The organism is Frigoribacterium sp. PhB107 (assembly GCF_003751515.1).
Classification (GTDB): Bacteria; Actinomycetota; Actinomycetes; order Actinomycetales; family Microbacteriaceae; genus Frigoribacterium.
In genome coordinates, this window is record NZ_RJKU01000001.1 from 1206297 (window position 1) to 1224013 (window position 17717).

Consider the following 17717-nt stretch of genomic DNA (forward strand, 5'->3'; position numbering starts at 1 on the left):
GACACGATGACCAGCTCGCCCCGCACCTCCGGCGTGGACGCCGTGTTCGACGCCCGCCAGTCCGACGAGAAGGCGCCGAGCTCGGTCTTCGCGACCTTCGACCACGACGGCGTCACGCACCACGGCAGCCGCGGCACGCTCGACGGCTCCCCGGGCGGTGCCGTGCCCGGGCCCCACACGGCGTACCGCATCGCCTCGTGCACGAAGAGCTTCACCGCCGTCGCACTGCTGGCGCTCCGCGACGAGGGGCGGCTCGTGCTCGACGCACCGGTCACGGACTTCGTGCCCGCCTTCGCCGACGTCGCGCTGCCGACCGCCGACTCCCCCGTGCCGACGGTGCGCATGCTGATGACCATGTCGGGCGGCCTGCCCACCGACGACCCGTGGGGCGACCGACAGGAGTCGATCACCGACGACGAGCTCGACGACCTGCTGCGCGGCGGCCTCCGCTTCGACAGCGTGCCGGGCACGGCCTTCGCCTACTCCAACCTCGGCTGGGCCCTGCTCGGCCGCGTCGTGTCCTCGGTCACGGGTCGCCCGTACCGCGAGGTCGTCGAGCAGACGGTCCTCGAGCCGCTCGGCCTCAGGTCGACGGGCTTCACGAGCGACGTCGACGCCTCGGGCGGCCTCGCCGTGGGCCACCGCCGCGGCGACGACGGCTGGGAGCCCCTCCCCTTCTCCGGCCCCGGTGCCTTCTCTCCGATCGGCGGCCTGTTCGGCACCACCACCGACCTCGCCCGCTGGGCCCGCTGGCTCGCATCGGCGTTCGACGACGAGGGCCGCGGCGACGTCGACGGCGTCCTGAGCCGCGCCTCCCGGCGCGAGATGCAGCAGCTGCAGCGCTTCGTGCCCGGCCTCGGGGCGCATCCCGCCGGCTACGGCTTCGGCCTCGTCGTCGAGCACTACCCCGACCTCGGCACGGTCGTCTCGCACAGCGGCGGCTACCCGGGGTTCTCGGCCCACATGCGCTGGCAGACCGCCACCGGGCTCGGCGTCGTCGGGTTCGAGAACGCGACGTACGCCCAGGTGTCCGTGCCCGTGGGGCTCGCGCTCGACGGCATGATGGCCGACACCGAGGAGGCGCGGGTCGTCGTGGAGCCCTGGCCCGAGACGCTCGCGGCGGCGGCCGCAGTCGAGGCCGTCGTGCGCGGCGGCGAGGTGCCCGCGGGCCTGCTCAGCGAGAACGTCGAGCTGGACGTGCCGCTCGAGCGGCGACGTCGGCTCTGGGCCGAGGCGGTGGGCTCGCTCGGCGGTCTCGTGGACGCGCAGGCGACCTCGACCGGCGCCTCCTCGATCGTGCGCGACGAGCCCGACGTGCCAGCCGCCTCCTCGGCCGTGCCCTCGCACCGGGTCTGGCAGCTGCCTGCCCGGCGGGGATCGCTGCGGATCGAGATCCGGCTGACGCCGGAGAGCACGCCCCGCGTCCAGACGATCGGCGTGCGGGCCGTCCCGGCGCGCTGACGGAGCGCTGCATGCACCCGCCGGTGCCGCGACCGCGTGCCTCGGGCCCTAGCCTGGTGAGGTGACCGTCCAGTTCCGCATCTCCTCCGTCGCCCTGATCGACCCCCTTCGCCTCTACGACCTGCTGCGGCTGCGCGTCGACGTCTTCGTCGTCGAGCAGGAGTGCGCCTACCCCGAGCTCGACGGCCGCGACGTCGAGCCCGACGCGGTGATGCTCTGGGCCGAGGAGGACGAGCAGGTGCTCGCCACCGTGCGGCTGCTCGTGGACCACGCCGACGACACCGGCGCCGCTGCCGCTGCCGACGCCCTGCGGATCGGGCGGGTCGCCACTACGCCCGCCGCACGGGGACGCGGCCTCGCCGCCGACCTGATGCGCCTCGCGCTCGACCGCGCCGAGGGGCGGCTCGTGCGGCTCGACGCGCAGGCGCACCTCGAGGGCTGGTACGCGCGCTTCGGGTTCGTCGTCGACGGCCCCGGGTTCCTCGAGGACGGCATCCCGCACGTGCCGATGTCGCGGGCGGCGACGCCGCCCGAGGCCGTGTCGTCCGCGACGCACGACTAGACCACTGGGCCGCGGCGGCCGCCCTGGCCGATCGGCGACCGGACCGTCGCGTCCGGTCGCGCCCGGCCCTACACTCGGGCCATGGAACGCCGTGCGACCCCGCCCCGTGAGCGCATCCTCGCCGCCGCGAGGGGCGAGTTCGCCGCCACCGGCCTGGCCGGTGCCCGGATCGACGCGATCGCGCGCGAGGCCGAGGCGAGCAAGGAACGGCTCTACGCCCACTTCTCGACGAAGCGCGACCTCTTCGACGCCGTCCTCGGCGAGAGCATCGACCGGTGGGTGCAGGCCATCCCGTTCGACGCCCACGACCTTCCCGGCTGGGCCCGGCGCCTCTACGACCACCTGGCCCTGCACCCCGACGACGCGCGCATGCTGCTCTGGGGCCAGATCGAGGGCGCCTCGCTGCCGAGCCCCGGGGTGGTCGACCACGCCCAGCTCGAGGCGCGTCGCGCCGCGGTGCAGGAGGCGCAGGAGACCGGCCACATCGCGCCCGGCTGGAACGCCGACGAGCTGTTGACCATGGTGTTCGGGGTCGTCCTCGGCTGGTTCGTCACGCCGTCCGCGACGAACCTGCACGGCGGCCCGCACGAGCGGCGCTGCGACGTCGTGGAGGAGGCCGTGAGGCGCCTGGTCGGCTGACCCGCGCCTCCTCGGGTCGTCGTGTCGTCGCCTCCTCGCCTGCGCACGTCCTCGCCTCACGGGCCGGGAGTAGCGTCGCGCTCGTGACCACGACAGAGCTGCTGCCCGACCTCTCCCCCGAACTCCGCACCGTGCTCGACACGGTGCCCGACACCGGCACCGTCCAGGGCGGCGACGTCGTCTGGGACGACGACGGGACGCCCCTCGAGGGCTGGCTCGCGACCCCGGACACCGCCGCCTCGGCCGAACCCGACGAGCTGCGTCCCGCGGTGCTCGTGCTGCACGACTGGTTCGGCGTCGTCGACCACGTCAAGGTGCGAGCGGTGATGCTCGCCCGCCTCGGCTACGTCGCCCTCGCCGGGGACGTCTACGGCCAGGGGGTCCGCCCGGGGCCCGAGGAGGCGGGCGCCCAGGCCGGTGCCTGGTACGGCGACGTCCCCGCGTTCCGCGCACGCCTCGCCGCCAACCTGGAGCGGCTGCGGGCCGAGCCCGGCGTCGACCCCGCGCGCATCGCCGTGATGGGCTACTGCTTCGGCGGCTCGGGCGCCCTCGAGCTCGCCCGCTCGGGCGCCGACGTGGCAGCGGTCGCGTCGTTCCACGGCGGTCTCGGCACGCAGCTGCCCGCCGAGGAGGGCGCCGTGACGGCGCCGCTGCTCGTGATGACGGGCACGGCCGACCCGGTCGTCCCCGACGACGCCGTCGTCGCCTTCGAGGACGAGCTCCGCGCCGCCGGCGCCACGGACTGGCAGGTCGTCAGCTACAGCGACGCGATGCACGCCTTCGCGGTGCCCGGCACCGACTCCCCCGAGCACGGCGCCCAGTACCAGGCCGTCGCCGACCGGCGCTCGTGGGCCCAGATGCGCGCCTTCTTCGACGAGGTGCTCTAGGCGCGACCTGCCGAGCCTCCCGCGGCAGCCGCGGAGGACACGACCTGCCGGGAAAGGGACGTCTCAGCCGTGGGCCCCACGTCGAGACGTCCCGTTCGCGCTCTGACGCCCGCCGGGGGCCGGGGGCGCGGGCCGGAGGCGCGGGCCGGAGGCGCGGGCCGCGGGCCGGGGGCCGGCGGCCGGGGCGAGAGGGCCAGGACCAGGACCAGGACCAGGGCCGACCGTCAGGCGGCGGAGCCGGCTCGGGCCGAGCCGCCCGCGGCGATCGCACGGAGCTGGACGGCCGTCGCGACGGCGGCGTGGGCGGCCTCGGCGCCCTTGTCCTCCTTCGAGCCGGGCAGACCGGCCCGGTCGAGCCCCTGCTGCTCGTCGTCGAGGGTGAGCACGCCGAACCCGACGGGCTTGCCTGTGTCGAGCGAGACGCGCAGCAGGCCCGACGTGGCCGCGTCCGAGACGTACTCGAAGTGCGGCGTGCCGCCCCGGATGATCACGCCGAGCGCCACGGCCGCGTCGGCGCCCGCCTCGAGGGCGGCCTTCGCGACCACGGGCAGCTCGAAGCTACCGGGCACGCGCAGCACCTCGGCGGTCGCGCCGAGGCGCTCGACGGTGGCCAGCGCCCCGGCGAGCAGGCCGTCGGTGATGGTCTCGTGCCAGGTCCCGGCGACGATCGCGACGCGCACGCCGGTCCCGTCGACGTCGATCTCGGTGGGGGCGCCCTCGACGCTCATGTGTGTCTCCTCGGGTGGTGTGGTACGGGTGGGGTAGGTGGACGACGGACCGGCAGTGACGGGTCGGCAGCGACTGTGACTGTGACTGCCGTCAGGCCGTCAGGCCGTCGGGCTCAGCCCTGGCGGTCGCGCTCGTCGAGCCAGACCACGAGCTGAGCGATCGACACGACGGGCACGCCGTCGCGGGCGCCGAGGGCGACGAGCCCGGGCCAGCGCATCATCTCGCCGTCGTCGGCGACGATCTCGCTGATGGCGGCGACGGGACGGAGGCCGGCCGCACGCATCAGGTCGACCGCCGCCTCCGTGTGCCCGTTCCGCTCGCGGACGCCGCCGGGGCGGGCGCGCAGGGGCAGCACGTGCCCCGGGCGACGCAGGTCGTCGCGGACGGACGCGGGGTCGGCGAGGACCCGCAGCGTCGTCGCCCGGTCGGAGGCACTGATGCCCGTCGTCACGCCCGCCGACGCATCGACGCTGACCGTGTAGGCGGTGCCCCGCGCGTCTTCGTTGTGGGCGACCATCGGCGGCAGGTCGAGCGCGTCGGCGATCTCCGCCGCCATCGGCGCGCAGACGAAGCCGGACGAGACCCGGACGGTCCAGGCGAGCCACTCGGGCGTGGCCAGCTCGGCCGAGAGCACCACGTCGCCCTCGTCCTCGCGCGACGCGTCGTCGGCCACGATGACGGGACGCCCCTGGCGCAGGTGGTCGAGCGCGGCCTCGATCGAGGAGGCACCCGTCGCCTCGGCCGTGTCGGCCGCGGCACCCGGGTCGGTGACGGGAGGCACGCCGGCCGCGTCGCCGGCTCCTGCCGCGTCGCCTGCTCCTGCCGCGCCGGCCACGCCTGCCGCGCCGGTCACGACGTCGCCCCCGCCCTGAGGGCGAGCATGCGGCGCACGTGCCGCGCGACCACGTCGGTCTCGACGTTGACCCGGCTGCCGGCGACCGCGCCGCCGAGGGTCGTTGCGGCGAGCGTCTCGGGGATGAGGCTGACCTCGAACCAGCCGGGCTGCTCGTGCGGCTCGCTGATCGCGCTCACCGTGAGGCTGACCCCGTCGAGGGTGACCGAGCCCTTGTCGACCAGCAGCGGCGACAACTCGTCGTCGAGCGTCAGCCGGACACGGCGCCAGGCCTCGCCCGGCTCGATCTCGACGACGGACGCCGTGCCGTCGACGTGGCCCTGGACGATGTGCCCGCCGAGGCGGTCTCCGACCCGCGCGGCGCGCTCGAGGTTGACCGGCGACCCGGCGCCGAGCCCGGCGAGGGTGCTGACCCTCAGCGTCTGCTTCATCACGTCGGCGGTGAACGCGCCCTCGCTGCGGTCGACGACGGTGAGGCACACGCCGCTGACCGAGATCGAGTCGCCGTGCCCCGCGTCGTCGACGACGAGCGGTCCGCGGACGGTGAGCCGGACGCTGTCGCCGACGTCGTCGATCCGGACGACCTCGCCGACCTCCTCCACGAGCCCGGTGAACATCAGCGGCCCGCCGTCATGGTCGAGGCAGCGGCCACGGAGGCCGTCACGGAGGCGGCAGCCCGTGGCGTGGAGTCAGGGGCGCACGAGGAGGTGCGGTGCAGCGAGGTCATGTCGGTCTCCGTCCGGAAGGGGCGGCTCCGGGGGACGACGCAGGATCGCTCAGCTGGGCGCGCTCTCACGAGACGACGCCCGGCCCGCGCTTCCTCTCATCCGGACTGTGACCGTCGGCACCGGAGTTCCACCGGTTCAACCGGACGACTCCCCGAAGGGCGTCGTGCCGGGTCGCGGGCTGTGACCGCCGGTTCAGATTTGCACTGACCCCGGAGCGCGTTGCTCACGGCGACCCTAGCACCGCGTCCGACGAGGACGCCGGACGCTCGTCCACGGACGCGTGCCTCATGCGCCACACCCCCGAACGTGCAATGCACCCCTTGATTCAGGGGTGCGGTGCACGTTCGGGGGTGCAGGCGCCCGCCCGGCGAGATGTCCGCTCAGTCGACGACGACGCCGAGGTGCGCGGCGAACACGCCCGCCATCGACGCGAGCTGGAGGTGGTCGATCGTCGCGCCGCGGAGGCCGTCGAGCCCGTCGACCCGGTCGAGGTCGGTGGTGCGCAGGTCGGTGTGGGCGAGGGAGGCGCCGGTCAGGTCGAGCGTGCCGACACGGCAGTCGACGAACGCCACGCGCAGGGCCTCGGCCCCCTGCAGGTCGAGCTCGCCGACGACGCAGCCCTCGAGCACGACGTCGGTCAGCCGGGCGCCCCGGAGGTTGAGGTAGTCGATCTTGCCGCCGACGATCCGCACCGACTGCCACGAGGCGTCGAACAGCTCGGCCGAGCCCCAGCGCGGCCGCTCGACGCGGACATCGCGCCAGGTCGCCCGGGCCGACGAGAGCTCGGGGGCGAAGGAGTCGGAGACGACCGACTCGACGATGCGGGTGCCGCGCAGCCGGGCGCCGTCGAGCCGAGGTGACTCGAACACGCACTCGGAGAACGACGAGCCCTCGAGATCGCGGCCGGCCAGGTCGGCGTCGACGAAGCGCTCGAGCTCGCGGTGGTCGCGCGACCCCAGCAGGTCGGCGCCCATGTCGACGAGGCCCTGCGGGTCGAGCGGGTCGAGCCGCGGGGCGTCGGTGCCGCCGCTCACGCTGGCGACGGAACGGGACGAGGGGCGGCGCGGCGGGGTCATGCGACCACGGTAGCGGCGGGGTCCGACAGCGCCCGCGCCTCCTCGGCGGCCCCGGTCTCGAGCCGGCCCCGCGCCTCCGTCAGCACTCGACGACGTTGACCGCGAGGCCCGCCCGGCTCGTCTCCTTGTAGCTGTCGGCCATGTCGCGCCCGGTCTGGCGCATCGTCTCGATCACGGTGTCGAGGCTGACGACGTGGCTGCCGTCGCCCAGCAGGGCCATGCGCGCGGCGGCCACGGCGGTGCCGGCGGCGATGGCGTTCCGCTCGATGCAGGGCACCTGGACGAAGCCGCCGACCGGGTCGCACGTGAGGCCGAGGTGGTGCTCCATCGCGATCTCGGCGGCGTTCTCGACCTGGCGCGGCGTGCCGCCCAGCAGGCCGGTGAGCGCCCCCGCGGCCATCGACGAGGCCGAGCCGACCTCGCCCTGGCAGCCGGCCTCGGCGCCCGAGATCGAGGCGTTGCGCTTGTAGAGGGAGCCGATCGCGGCGGCGGTCAGCAGGTAGTCGCGAGCCAAGGAGGCGCGGCTCGCCCCGTGGAACCGCATCGCGTAGTAGCCCACGGCCGGCACGATGCCCGCGGCGCCGTTCGTCGGCGCGGTGACGACGCGTCCGCCGCCCGCGTTCTCCTCGTTGACGGCCATCGCGTAGGCCTGCAGCCACTGGGCGGGCAGGTCGGAGGTGAGCAGCGACGAGGCCTGGCCCTGCTCGATCGCGGTGCCGGAGAGGGCGTACCGCTCGGCCCGCTCCTCCTGCAGGCGCAGCCGCTCGGCGACCTGGCGGGCGCGGCGAGGCACCTTCATCCAGCCGGGCAGGACGCCGGAGGCGGCGAGGCCGGTGTCGATGCACGCCTCCATCGCGGCCCAGCGGGCGTCGAGGCCGTCCTGCGCCGTCTCTTCACCGTGCAGGGCGACCTCGTTGCGCCAGGCCAGCTCGGCGATGCCGATGCCCTCGGCGTCGCAGAGCCGGAGCAGGTCGTCGGCGTCGCGGAAGGCGAGCGGCGCCTCGCGGGCGGGCACGGCGTGCTCGTCGTCGCCGTCGCGCACGACGAAGCCGCCGCCGATCGAGAAGAACGTGTCGCGCGCGATGCTCTGCCCGCCGGCGTCGAGCGCCTCGAGGCCCATCGCGTTCGGGTGCCGCGGGATGCGCGTCAGCGGCGCCATCCGCAGGTCGCCCCGGGCGAAGGCGATCTGGTGCGTGCCCAGCAGGCGGATGCCGCCGCCCGCCTCCACCGCCTCCTGCATGCGCGAGATCGTCGCCGGGTCGCCCGTCTCGGGCGCGAGGCCCGCGAGGCCCGCGAGCACTGCCGACGGGGTGCCGTGCCCGAGGCCGGTGGCGGCGAGGGAGCCGTAGAGCACGACCTCGACCCGGGCGACGTCGCCCAGGCGGCCTGCGTCGCGGACCGTCTCGAGGAACAGGCGGGCGGCGCGCATCGGGCCCACGGTGTGCGAGCTCGACGGGCCGATGCCGATCGAGAAGAGGTCGAGGCCGGAGACGTAGTCGGTCATCGTGCTGCTCCTGGTGCTGTCGGGGAGTCGGGTGTCGGCGCGGAGGCGCCCGCGGCGGAGGCGGCCGCCGTGCGGTCGCCGGTGCTGCGGGCGTGCTCGGCCATCGCGACGGACATGTCGGCGAGGAACCGCTGGACGGTGCGCAGCTCGGCGGCGTCGAACTGGTCCATCACCGTCGCGCTGAGCCGGCCGAGCGGTCCGAAGAACTGGCCGGCGACCGCGCGGGCGGCCTCCGAGTAGTGCACGAGCACGCGGCGCCGGTCGGCGTCGTCGCGGCTGCGGTGCACGTGGCCGGCGCGCTCGAGACGGTCGATGACCCCGGTCGCGGCGCCCGAGGTGACCCCGAGCAGGTCGCCGAGCCGCCCCGACGTCACGGGGTCGCCGCGCTGCTCGGCCTGCATCACGTGCAGCAGCGCCTCGAGGTCGATGTGGCCGAGTCCCTGCTGGCCGGCGAACGCCTGGGCGACGCGCTGCGACTCGGTCGTCAGGCGCTGCATCGAGGCGACGACGTCGCGGCGGACGGGGTCGTCGTGCGCGCCCGTGTGCGCACCGCCGTGCTCGCCGTCGGCTGCGGTGCCGCCGCCTCGCGGGCCGGGCGTCGTCGTCGTGTCGGTCATCGCGCCTCCTCGTCTGATTCTCCCGGACGCACGGCGCCCGGTGTGCCATAGTCTTACTTGCTAAGACTCTTTGTCAGCGAATCACCTCATCCTGCTCGATCATCCTCGGAGGGCCCCGTGCTCGTACTCGCCCGACTCGTCAGCGGACACCGCACCGCCTGGGCGGTGCTCGGCGGCACGCTCGTCGTCGTCGCGCTGCTGCTCGCCCTGCTGCCCTCGGGCGACGACGAGGCGTTCCCGCCGTCCGGCCTGCCCGACTCGAGCGAGGCCGCGCAGGTCACCGCGCTGCTCGACGAGTTCCCGTCGGCCGACGCCACCGTGGGGATCCTGGTCTGGAGCAGAGGAGGCGCAGAGCTGTCGAGCGCCGACCTCGCGGCCGTCGACACGGCCGCGTCCGCTCTCGCGGAGCAGTCGACCACGCCGCAGGCCGTCCGCCCGCAGGTGAGCGACGACGGCGCCGCCGCCCTCGTCGCGGTGCCGCTCTCGGCCGCCGACGTCGAGGCCGACGTGAGCGGCACGGCGACGAGCCTCCGCGACGCCGCCTCCGCCGGGCTGCCCGACGGGCTCCGTGCGTACCTGACCGGGCCGGTGGGGTTCCAGGACGACGTCTCGAACGCCTTCGCGGGGGCCGACTTCCGCCTCCTGCTCGTCACCGTGCTCGTGGTGGCCGTGCTGCTGATCGTGACCTACCGCAGCCCCGTCCTCTGGATCGTGCCCCTCGTCGTCGTCGGGTTCGCCGACTTCCTCGCCGGCCGGGTGGTCGCCGCCCTCGCCGAGCCCCTCGGCGTCACCGTCGACGCGTCGATCTCGGGCATCCTCTCGGTGCTCGTCTTCGGCGCCGGCACGAACTACGCCCTGCTGCTGGTGGCCCGCTACCGGGAGGAGCTGCTCGTCCGGCCCGACCGGCACGAGGCGATGCGGACGGCCGTGCGGAGCGCCGGCCCGGCGATCGCCGCGAGCGGCGGCACCGTCGCTCTCAGCCTCGCGACCCTGATGCTCGCCGAGCTCTCGGGCAACCGCGCACTCGGGGCCGCCTGCGCGATCGGCGTGGTCGTGGCGATCGCGTTCGCCCTCGTGGTGCTGCCGGCGGCGCTCGTGGTCTGCGGACGCGGGCTGTTCTGGCCGTTCGTGCCCCGCGCCTCCTCCGCCTCGCCCTCGGCTGACGGGTCGGCGGCGGCCTCGACGCACGGGGCGAACGCCGGCCACGCCCGCCCCCGCCAGGGCTTCTGGGAACGCCTCGGCCGCGGCGTCCAGCGCCGGCCCGGCCGCGTCGCCGTCGCCGCGGTCGCCGGCCTCGGCGTGCTCTGCCTCGGCCTCGGCGGCTACGCCGTCGGCCTCTCGCAGACCGACCAGCTGCTCGGCGACCCCGACTCCGTGACGGCCCAGCGGATCGTCGACGACTCGTTCTCGGCGGGGCTCACGAGCCAGACGATCGTGCTCGCCCCGACCGCGGCGACCGACGACGTCGTGCGGGTCGTCGAGGGCGTCGACGGCGTCGCCAGCGCCACGCCCGGCGAGCAGGCCGACGGGCTGACCCGCGTCGACGTCCGGCTCGACGCCGAGCCCGAGAGCGACGAGGCGTCCGCGACCGTGCAGGACCTGCGCGACGCCCTGCACGACGACGGGGGCCCGGTGGCCGACGCCCTCGTCGGCGGCACCGACGCGACCGCGTACGACGAGCGCACCGCCGCCTCCCACGACCTCGGGCTGATCGCCCCGGTCATCCTCGCGATCGTCTTCGCGATCCTCGCCGTGCTGCTGCGCTCGCTCGTCGCGCCGGTGCTGCTCATCGCGTCGGTGCTCGCCACCTTCGCGGCGAGCCTCGGCGCCGCGACGTGGCTGTTCACGCACCTCCTCGGGTTCCCGGCCCTCGACACGAGCGTCACGCTCTACGCGTTCCTCTTCCTCGTCGCGCTCGGGGTCGACTACAACATCTTCCTCACGACGCGGGCGAAGGAGGAGCGGCTGCGGCACGGCACGCGCGAGGGCATGGTGCGCGCCCTGTCGTCGACGGGAGGGGTCATCACGAGCGCCGGAGTGCTGCTCGCCGCCGTGTTCGCGGTGCTCGGGGTGCTGCCGGTCGTCGCGCTGACGCAGGTCGGCGTCATCGTCTGCATCGGGGTGCTTCTCGACACGCTCGTCGTCCGGACCGTGCTCGTCCCGGCGCTGGTGTTCCTCACGGGCGAGGCGTTCTGGTGGCCGAGCCGGCGAGGTCCGTCGAGAGCCCGCGGATCGACCTCCGAGCCCCTCGAGACGTCGATCTGAGGCCTCTCGCACCTCCCGGCCGGGACGAGCCGGCGGGAAGTGCTCCCCCGACGGCCGGCGAGAGCACGTCGTGACGGCTCGGCGCCCAGGGCGCCGGGGCGCCGGGGCGCCGGGGCGGAGTCCGGCCGGGCGGGTCAGGTCAGCGGCAGGCGCCCCAGAGGCCGGCGCCGGAGTCGCGGGCGGCGGCCTCGGCCGCGACGAACGCGTCCCGGTAGCGGTACGGCTGGTCGTAGGTGTCCTCCTCGCCGAGGCCGGACGCGACCAGCTGCTGGTTCAGCAGGCCGCCTCCCTCGGTCCAGACGTAGCGGAGCAGCCGGTCGTAGCGGTCGGCGTCGCCCTGCGAGGCGTCGTCCTCGAGCCAGACGGTCGACCCGACGGGCAGGGCGTCGGTCGTGAACGCGCTCGCCTCGGGGCCGAAGCAGTCGACGGGGGCGTCGGGCTTGACGGTCTCAGGGGTGTCGACGCCGATCAGGCGGAGGCGCTCGCGAGCGCCGTCGGCGGCGACCACCACGACCGTGTCGCCGTCGACGACGCGCTCGACGGTCGCCGGCACGGCCGAGGCAGGGACGCTCGACGGGACGGAGGCGTCGGCCGAGGGGGGCCGGACGGTCCCGTCGGACGAGCCGCCCGACGAGCCGCCGGTCGCCCCGCCGTCGAGCAGCTGCGGGAACGCGATGACGACGACGGCCCCGACCAGCACCACGGCGAGGCCGATGAGGGCACGGCGATCTGCGCCCCGGGTCCGGGCGCGAGGACGGCTGCGGCGACGCTGTGCCGCGGTCGAGCGGCTCACTCGGCCAGCCTCGTGCCGCGCAGCTCGGGCAGGGCCAGCGCCGCCACGGCCGCGACGACGAACACGCCGCCGAACACCGCGAAGAGCACCGGCGTCCCGCCGAGCACGAGGAGGGGCGGCACCGTCAGCGGGGCCGCGATCGACGCGATCCGCCCCACTCCGGCCGCCCAGCCCGCCCCCGTGCCGCGCAGCCGGGTCGGGTAGAGCTCGGGGGTGACGGCGTACAGCGCGCCCCACGCGCCGAGGTTGAAGAACGACAGGAACATGCCCGACACGACGATCTGCGTCGCGCTGCCACTGACCGCGCCGAAGCCGAAGGCGGTCGCCGCGAGGGCCGACCCGAGCAGGAACACGGCGAGCGTGCCGCGACGCCCCCACCGCTCGATCAGCCAGGCCGACGCGGCGTAGCCGGGCAGCTGCGCGAGCGTGATCAGCAGCGTGTACTCGAACGACTTCACGAGCGGGAAGCCCGCCTCGACCAGCAGGGTCGGCAGCCAGACGAAGGCCCCGTAGTACGAGAAGTTGGTCATGAACCAGACGACCCAGATCGCGACGGTGCGACGCCGGAGGCCGTCACGGAGCAACGAGGCGGCGGAGGCGCGGGGCGCGGCGGCCGGGCGGGTCTCAGCCCGGCTCGGGTCGGCCGGCCTCGGGTCGGCAGCCGCTCGCGGTGCCGCCGCGGGCTGGGCCGTGCCCGCCGCCTCCTCGAACGCGCGCACCGTCCGCTCGGCCTCGTCGTGCCGCCCCCTCGCCTCGAGGAACCGCACCGACTCGGGCATCCGCAGCCGCACGAACACGGCGTAGAGGGCCGGCAGCGCGCCGATCAGGAGCGCCCAGCGCCAGCCGTCGTCGCTCAGGGGGATCACCAGCCAGCCGACCAGCGCGGCGGCGATCGAGCCGAGGGCCCAGAACGCCTCGAGCAGCACGACGACACGGCCGCGGATGCGGCGGGGCGAGAACTCCGACACGAGGGTCGAGGCCACCGGCAGCTCGGCGCCGAGGCCGAGCCCGACCACGAAGCGGAGCACGAGCAGCGCCCCGACCGACCAGCTGAGGGCGCTGAGGCCCGTCGCGAGGCCGTAGACGAGCAAGGTCAGGGCGAAGACCGTCTTGCGGCCGAGCCGGTCGGAGAGCGACCCGCCGACGGCCGCGCCGATCGCCATGCCCGCGAAGCCGGCCGAGGCGACGAACGCGAGGGCCCCCTTGTCGCTGCTCCACACGACCGCGAGCTGGGCGATGACGAACGACAGCAGCCCGACGTCGAGCGCGTCGAGGGCCCAGCCGAGGCCCGACCCGACGAGCAGGCGCCCGTGCTTGCGGGTGAACGGCAGCTCGTCGAGCCGCTCGGTGCGGGTGGGAGGCCCGGGCGTGCCGGGCGTGGGGGTCGCGACGTCGTCGGTCATCGAGGTTCCTGTGCTGAGGACGGCACGACGCAGGGTCAGGGCGACGTGGGCGCCGACGCGGGGCCCTCGGCGAGCGCGAGGCCGAGGTGCTGCGCGTACTGCTCGGCCCGGCGTCGCACCTGGGCGCGTCGACGTTCGGTCCACGCTACCCAGGGATCGACCTCGATCGCGACCGTGCGTCGCCAGGTGCCGACCACCCGCCCGTCGACCGTGACGGCCGGCAGGAACAGCCCGTTCGAGGACGGCACGAGACGGGAGGCGTCGGCCGGGTCGAGCGACGCCTCCCGGGCCCCGTAGCCGAGCAGCAGCTCGTCGAACGGCGGCAGGAGGCGCAGGTCGCCTCGTGCGGGACGCCCCGACACCGCCTCCCCTTCCGTCCGCTCGATCCAGGTCTCGCCGTCGAGCACGGTGGCTTCCACGTCGTCGACGAGGGAGACCGCGTGCCGCGCCTCGGTCAGCGTCAGCCCGCCCCACCACGCGAGGTCGCGCACCGTCGCCGGACCGCACCGTGCCAGCCACCGGCGGACGTACTCGGCGAGCGCCTCCTCCCGGTCGTCAATGCGGCGGGAGCCGGGGATCCACTCCTCGAACAGGGCGAAGCGCTGCTGCGTGCCCCGGGGCGCCGCGAACACGATCACGCACCGGGCGCTCAGCCAGCGCAGCAGGTGCGAGCCGCGCTCGCCGGCGGTGTCGACGCCGTGACGGGCGACGGCCCCGAGGAGGTCGGGCCTCGAGAGCTCGCCGTGCTCGGCGAGGGCCGCGACCACCGCCTCCGCTGCCGAGCATCGCCCGCGTCGTCGCCGCGACCGTCGGCTCGCCCGCGACGGAGATGCGCTGGGCTGCGGTCCGGGCGACGGCGACCTCGCGCAGGTGCGCCGTGGAGACCGGTCGAGTCTGACGGCCGATCGAGGAGGCGCGGACCATGCCCGCAGTGTACGAGCCGTGAGAGTGCCCGGCGAGGACGGGGCGGGGACGATGTGCCCGTAGGCTCCGCGCACCGGACCAGCTCGGTCCGAGACGGAGGCACCACCATGGCAGAGAAATCAGCGAAGAAGACCACCGCGAAGGTCGCCGTCCGCAGCCTCAAGGGGAAGCGCGCGGACAAGAAGGCCAAGAGCGGCACCGCGTCGCACTCCGAGGACGCGGTCTCGAACGTCAAGAAGCGCTAGACCGCCGGTCGGGGGACGTCACGGCGACGTGATCCCCCTGACCGCAGGGGCCTCTCGTGCTCGCGATCCGGCCAGCGGGTGACAAGCGGGCCCTTCGTGAAATAACCTCAGCCGGGGGCACCACGGCCCCCGTCTGGGAGGCCCGCATGCTCGACCGTTCCACTGCCCGTTCTGGCCGGCCCTCGCGGCTGCCGCGTCGAGCCTCGCTCCGCGGCCTCGCCGCCGCGACCACCACCGGCGTCGTCGCGCTGGCCCTCGCCCTCGGGGGCGCGACCGGCGCCTCCGCCGCCCAGGGCTCGTCCTGGGGCGAGTTCCAGGTCTCCGGCTCGGCACGCGCCTACACCGGGACGATGACGCTGGCGGGCGGGTTCCCCGTCACCACCTTCACCTCGACCTCACGGCAGGCGACGGTCCCGAGCGGCTCGAGCACGTGGCAGGCGGCCTCGACTCCGCCCGGCGCCCAGTACGGCACCAGCCGCGGGCTGCCGTACCTGAACCAGCGGCCCTCACAGGACTCGCCGACCGCGGCCGGCGCCGCCGTGACCACCTACTCGTTCGAGTCGGCCACGCCGTCGTCCGGCTGGTCGTTCGTGCTCGGCGACATCGACGCCGACCAGGCGACGATCACCGCCACGGGCGTCGGAGGCGCGGTCGTGACGGCGGCGCAGCTCGGCTTCCAGGGCACCTACAACTACTGCGCCGGCACGGGCACCCCGTCGTGCGACAGCGCCGGCACCGGCGACCAGCCGCGCTGGGACGCCGCCACGGCGACCCTGGTCGGCAACCCCTCCGCCGCCGACACCGAGGGCGCGGCCGGCTGGTTCAGCCCGAGCGTGCCGCTCGAGACGCTGACCATCACGTACCAGCAGCGCAGCGGGTTCCCCGTGTACCAGACCTGGTTCGCAACCAAGACGTTCAGCGCCGCGGGGACGGCGACCGTGGACACGGGCGAGACGGCGACGCCGTACTCCGGCGCCACGGTGACCGTGACGAACGCCGCGGGCGACGTCGTCGGGACGACGGAGACGGACGCCGAGGGCCGCTGGTCGGTGCCCGCCTTGGTCGCCGCCGCCGGCTACACGGCCACGATCACGCCTCGCGGCACGGACACGGTCGAGCCGACCGCGTTCTCCCTCGTGACCGCCGACGCCACGGGCGTCGACTTCGTCTTCCCCGCAGACATCGTGCCGCCGGCCACCGTCTCGGCCGTCGGTGCCGTCGTCGACGGCGCGGGCGCGCCGGTCGGCGGCCGTGAGGTGCAGATCGTCGCCGAGGGCGACGACGTGCCGCTCGCCTCGACGACCAGCGCCGCAGACGGGACCTTCGCCTTCGACGGGCTCGACCCCGCCAAGCGGTACGCGCTCATCGATGTCGCGACGGGAGGCGCCACCGACTTCACGGCCCCGGAGGACATCACCGGCTACGTCGTCCCCTTGGCCCCCGAGACGGTCGACGTCACCGGCACGGTCGCGAACGCCGACGGCACGCCCGCGGCGAACGAGACGCTCGACTTCATCCCGGTGCCCGACGAGGGCACCGCGCAGCCGACTGGCCCCGACGTGTCGGTCGTGACCGGTCCCGACGGCAGCTTCGAGGCCGACGGGCTCACGCCCGGCGCCGACTACGTGGTCGTCGTCGGGGACGACGCCGAGCACCCCATCCCGTTCACGGCGCCCGAGCTGGGCGAGACGCCCGCGCCCTTCGTCCTCGTCGTGCCCACGGCCGCGGCCGTCGCCGTGGACGGCACGGTCGTCGACTCGGCCGGTGCACTCGCCCCCGGCGTCGTGGTGAGCGTCCTCCCGGTCGGCAGCGACGTGCCCGTGGCGACCGCCACCACCGACGCAGCCGGCCGCTTCGTGTTCGCCGACCTGACGCCCGGGACCACGTACCGCCTCGCGGTGACGGGCGCAGGAGACCCGACCGAGTTCGTCGCGTACGTCGACCGCACCCTAGGCACCTTCGCCCTGCTCGCCGCCGAGGTGCCCCCGGTCGAGCCGCCGGTCACCGACCCCGGTGCGGGAACGCCGAGCACGCCCCCCGCAGGCGGCGCAGGCACCGGCGGGAACGGCGCCGGCACGAGCACCGGCACGGCCGGCGGTCGCGGGCCCCTCGCCTTCACCGGCAGCGACGTCGACCAGCCGCTCCTGCTCGCGGGCGGGCTGCTCGCCGCAGGGCTGGGTCTCGTGGCCGGTGGGGCCGCGTTGCGGCGTCGTCGCACAGCGCTGGCCACAGCGGCGGAGGCCCGCTCCTCGCGGGGCTGACTCGCGCCTCCTCGGCTCGGACCTGGGAATGACCTCCGAACAGAACGGTCTGCGCGCAGGTCCGGACGCCCCTGACGCGTCCGGACTTCCGCGCCGCCGTGGGGATCGGGACGCCGCTGTGCCACCACCCACCGAACGAGTCGGATGTCAAGGGGCCTTCCGCCGGCCGCCGCGGGATCGGTAGCGTCCAGGACGCACGATCGGCGACGCCGCCCGGCGCCGCCTCGACCTGAGGAGGTCCCCGTGAAGAAGCGTCACTCCATCGGCACCACCGTCCTGGCCGTCGCCCTGTTCACCGGCGCCGGCACCGCAGCCCAGGCGCAGGCCGCCACGGCCGCCCCCGCCGACTACTGCGCGCCCTCCGTCGGCTGCGCCGTCGACCCGGTCACCGGCGACCGCATCTTCGTCAACACCCCCGACCTGACCCAGAAGGAGAGGACGCTCATGCTGGAGTGCAACCACGGCATGGGCGGCGCGCTGCTGACCGTGGCCGGAGGCGTCATCAAGAAGAACTGGGGCAGCGTCCTCAAGGGCGCCGGCAAGGCGGCCGAGACGGCGACGGGTCCGTGCAAGGACCTGTGGGACTCGACGACCCGCCTGCGCTGACCGGCTCGGGAACGAGCGCGAGACGCCCTCGACCTCCTCTGGGTCGGGGGCGTCGTCGCGTCTCGGCCTGGGCCCGCACGCCCGACGAGCCACGTCTGTACCCCGGACGCGGAGGCGACTCGGCGGGTGCCGCCGGCCGCCCGGGCCTACCGTGCACGCCGTGC

The 17717-nt window shown here is 75.1% G+C and carries 16 protein-coding genes, 1 pseudogene and 1 riboswitch; of the genes and pseudogenes, 8 read left to right on the forward strand and 9 right to left on the reverse strand.

What is annotated here, in order from left to right; translation table 11 throughout:
* Positions 1 to 6: 6 nt before the first annotated feature.
* The 4 genes from EDF18_RS05575 to EDF18_RS05590 all read left to right on the forward strand — a co-directional run bounded on the left by EDF18_RS05575 (position 7) and on the right by EDF18_RS05590 (position 3549).
* Positions 7 to 1461 carry a serine hydrolase gene (locus tag EDF18_RS05575; protein WP_123546739.1) on the forward strand — a complete coding sequence of 485 codons (1455 nt, stop codon included), beginning with the start codon at positions 7 to 9 and terminating at the stop codon, positions 1459 to 1461.
* A gap of 61 nt (positions 1462 to 1522) precedes the next feature.
* On the forward strand, positions 1523 to 2023 hold the full coding sequence (locus EDF18_RS05580) for a GNAT family N-acetyltransferase (RefSeq protein WP_123546740.1): 501 nt from the start codon (positions 1523 to 1525) through the stop codon (positions 2021 to 2023).
* An 81-nt stretch (positions 2024 to 2104) separates the two neighbouring features.
* Positions 2105 to 2662, forward strand: coding sequence for a TetR family transcriptional regulator (locus EDF18_RS05585; protein ID WP_123546741.1), 558 nt, complete (start codon positions 2105 to 2107; stop codon positions 2660 to 2662).
* 83 nt (positions 2663 to 2745) lie between these two features.
* Positions 2746 to 3549, forward strand: a complete 804-nt coding sequence (locus tag EDF18_RS05590; RefSeq protein ID WP_123546742.1) for a dienelactone hydrolase family protein — start codon at positions 2746 to 2748, stop codon at positions 3547 to 3549.
* A gap of 224 nt (positions 3550 to 3773) precedes the next feature.
* On the opposite strand, the gene ribH is transcribed toward EDF18_RS05590, so the two are convergent.
* From ribH to EDF18_RS05620, 6 genes and pseudogenes are all read right to left on the reverse strand, one after another.
* Positions 3774 to 4277 carry a 6,7-dimethyl-8-ribityllumazine synthase gene (gene ribH / locus EDF18_RS05595; protein WP_123546743.1) on the reverse strand — a complete coding sequence of 168 codons (504 nt, stop codon included), beginning with the start codon at positions 4275 to 4277 and terminating at the stop codon, positions 3774 to 3776.
* Positions 4278 to 4402: 125 nt separating this feature from the next.
* Positions 4403 to 5059: pseudogene (gene ribB, locus EDF18_RS05600) on the reverse strand (3,4-dihydroxy-2-butanone-4-phosphate synthase); the annotation flags it as partial.
* 68 nt (positions 5060 to 5127) lie between these two features.
* Entirely contained in the window at positions 5128 to 5748 is a 621-nt protein-coding gene (locus EDF18_RS05605; RefSeq protein ID WP_123546744.1) for a riboflavin synthase, read from the reverse strand.
* Positions 5749 to 5942: 194 nt separating this feature from the next.
* Positions 5943 to 6079, reverse strand: a riboswitch (FMN riboswitch).
* 160 nt (positions 6080 to 6239) lie between these two features.
* On the reverse strand, positions 6240 to 6935 hold the full coding sequence (locus tag EDF18_RS05610; protein ID WP_123546745.1) for a pentapeptide repeat-containing protein: 696 nt from the start codon (positions 6933 to 6935) through the stop codon (positions 6240 to 6242).
* A 79-nt stretch (positions 6936 to 7014) separates the two neighbouring features.
* Positions 7015 to 8439, reverse strand: coding sequence for an L-serine ammonia-lyase (locus EDF18_RS05615; protein WP_123546746.1), 1425 nt, complete (start codon positions 8437 to 8439; stop codon positions 7015 to 7017).
* On the reverse strand, positions 8436 to 9056 hold the full coding sequence (locus tag EDF18_RS05620; RefSeq protein WP_123546747.1) for a MarR family winged helix-turn-helix transcriptional regulator: 621 nt from the start codon (positions 9054 to 9056) through the stop codon (positions 8436 to 8438). The genes EDF18_RS05615 and EDF18_RS05620 overlap by 4 nt, the downstream gene beginning before the upstream one ends.
* 117 nt (positions 9057 to 9173) lie before the next feature.
* On the opposite strand from EDF18_RS05620, the gene EDF18_RS05625 reads away from it, so the two are divergent.
* The gene (locus EDF18_RS05625; RefSeq protein WP_123546748.1) at positions 9174 to 11321 is read left to right on the forward strand and encodes an MMPL family transporter; all 2148 of its coding nucleotides are present in this window, start codon (positions 9174 to 9176) and stop codon (positions 11319 to 11321) included.
* A gap of 139 nt (positions 11322 to 11460) precedes the next feature.
* Here the strand turns inward: EDF18_RS05625 and EDF18_RS05630 are convergent, their stop codons facing one another.
* The 3 genes from EDF18_RS05630 to EDF18_RS05640 are packed head-to-tail and all read right to left on the reverse strand — an operon-like array spanning position 11461 to position 14515.
* A complete protein-coding gene (locus EDF18_RS05630) occupies positions 11461 to 12114 on the reverse strand; it encodes a thermonuclease family protein (RefSeq protein WP_123546749.1) in 654 nt (217 codons plus the stop codon).
* Entirely contained in the window at positions 12111 to 13517 is a 1407-nt protein-coding gene (locus tag EDF18_RS05635) for an MFS transporter (RefSeq protein ID WP_123546750.1), read from the reverse strand. The genes EDF18_RS05630 and EDF18_RS05635 overlap by 4 nt, the downstream gene beginning before the upstream one ends.
* A gap of 35 nt (positions 13518 to 13552) precedes the next feature.
* Positions 13553 to 14515 (reverse strand): winged helix DNA-binding domain-containing protein, encoded by a 963-nt coding sequence (locus EDF18_RS05640; RefSeq protein WP_123546751.1) that lies wholly within the window; start codon positions 14513 to 14515, stop codon positions 13553 to 13555.
* Between the two features lie 33 nt (positions 14516 to 14548).
* Between EDF18_RS05640 and EDF18_RS16265 the strand changes: the two genes are divergently transcribed.
* The 3 genes from EDF18_RS16265 to EDF18_RS05650 all read left to right on the forward strand — a co-directional run bounded on the left by EDF18_RS16265 (position 14549) and on the right by EDF18_RS05650 (position 17553).
* Positions 14549 to 14686: a hypothetical protein gene (locus EDF18_RS16265; RefSeq protein ID WP_158614619.1), complete on the forward strand. Its 138-nt coding sequence runs from the start codon at positions 14549 to 14551 to the stop codon at positions 14684 to 14686.
* Positions 14687 to 14832: 146 nt separating this feature from the next.
* Positions 14833 to 16947: a carboxypeptidase-like regulatory domain-containing protein gene (locus EDF18_RS05645; protein WP_123546752.1), complete on the forward strand. Its 2115-nt coding sequence runs from the start codon at positions 14833 to 14835 to the stop codon at positions 16945 to 16947.
* Between the two features lie 243 nt (positions 16948 to 17190).
* Positions 17191 to 17553: a hypothetical protein gene (locus tag EDF18_RS05650; protein ID WP_123546753.1), complete on the forward strand. Its 363-nt coding sequence runs from the start codon at positions 17191 to 17193 to the stop codon at positions 17551 to 17553.
* The last annotated feature ends 164 nt before the right edge of the window (positions 17554 to 17717 follow it).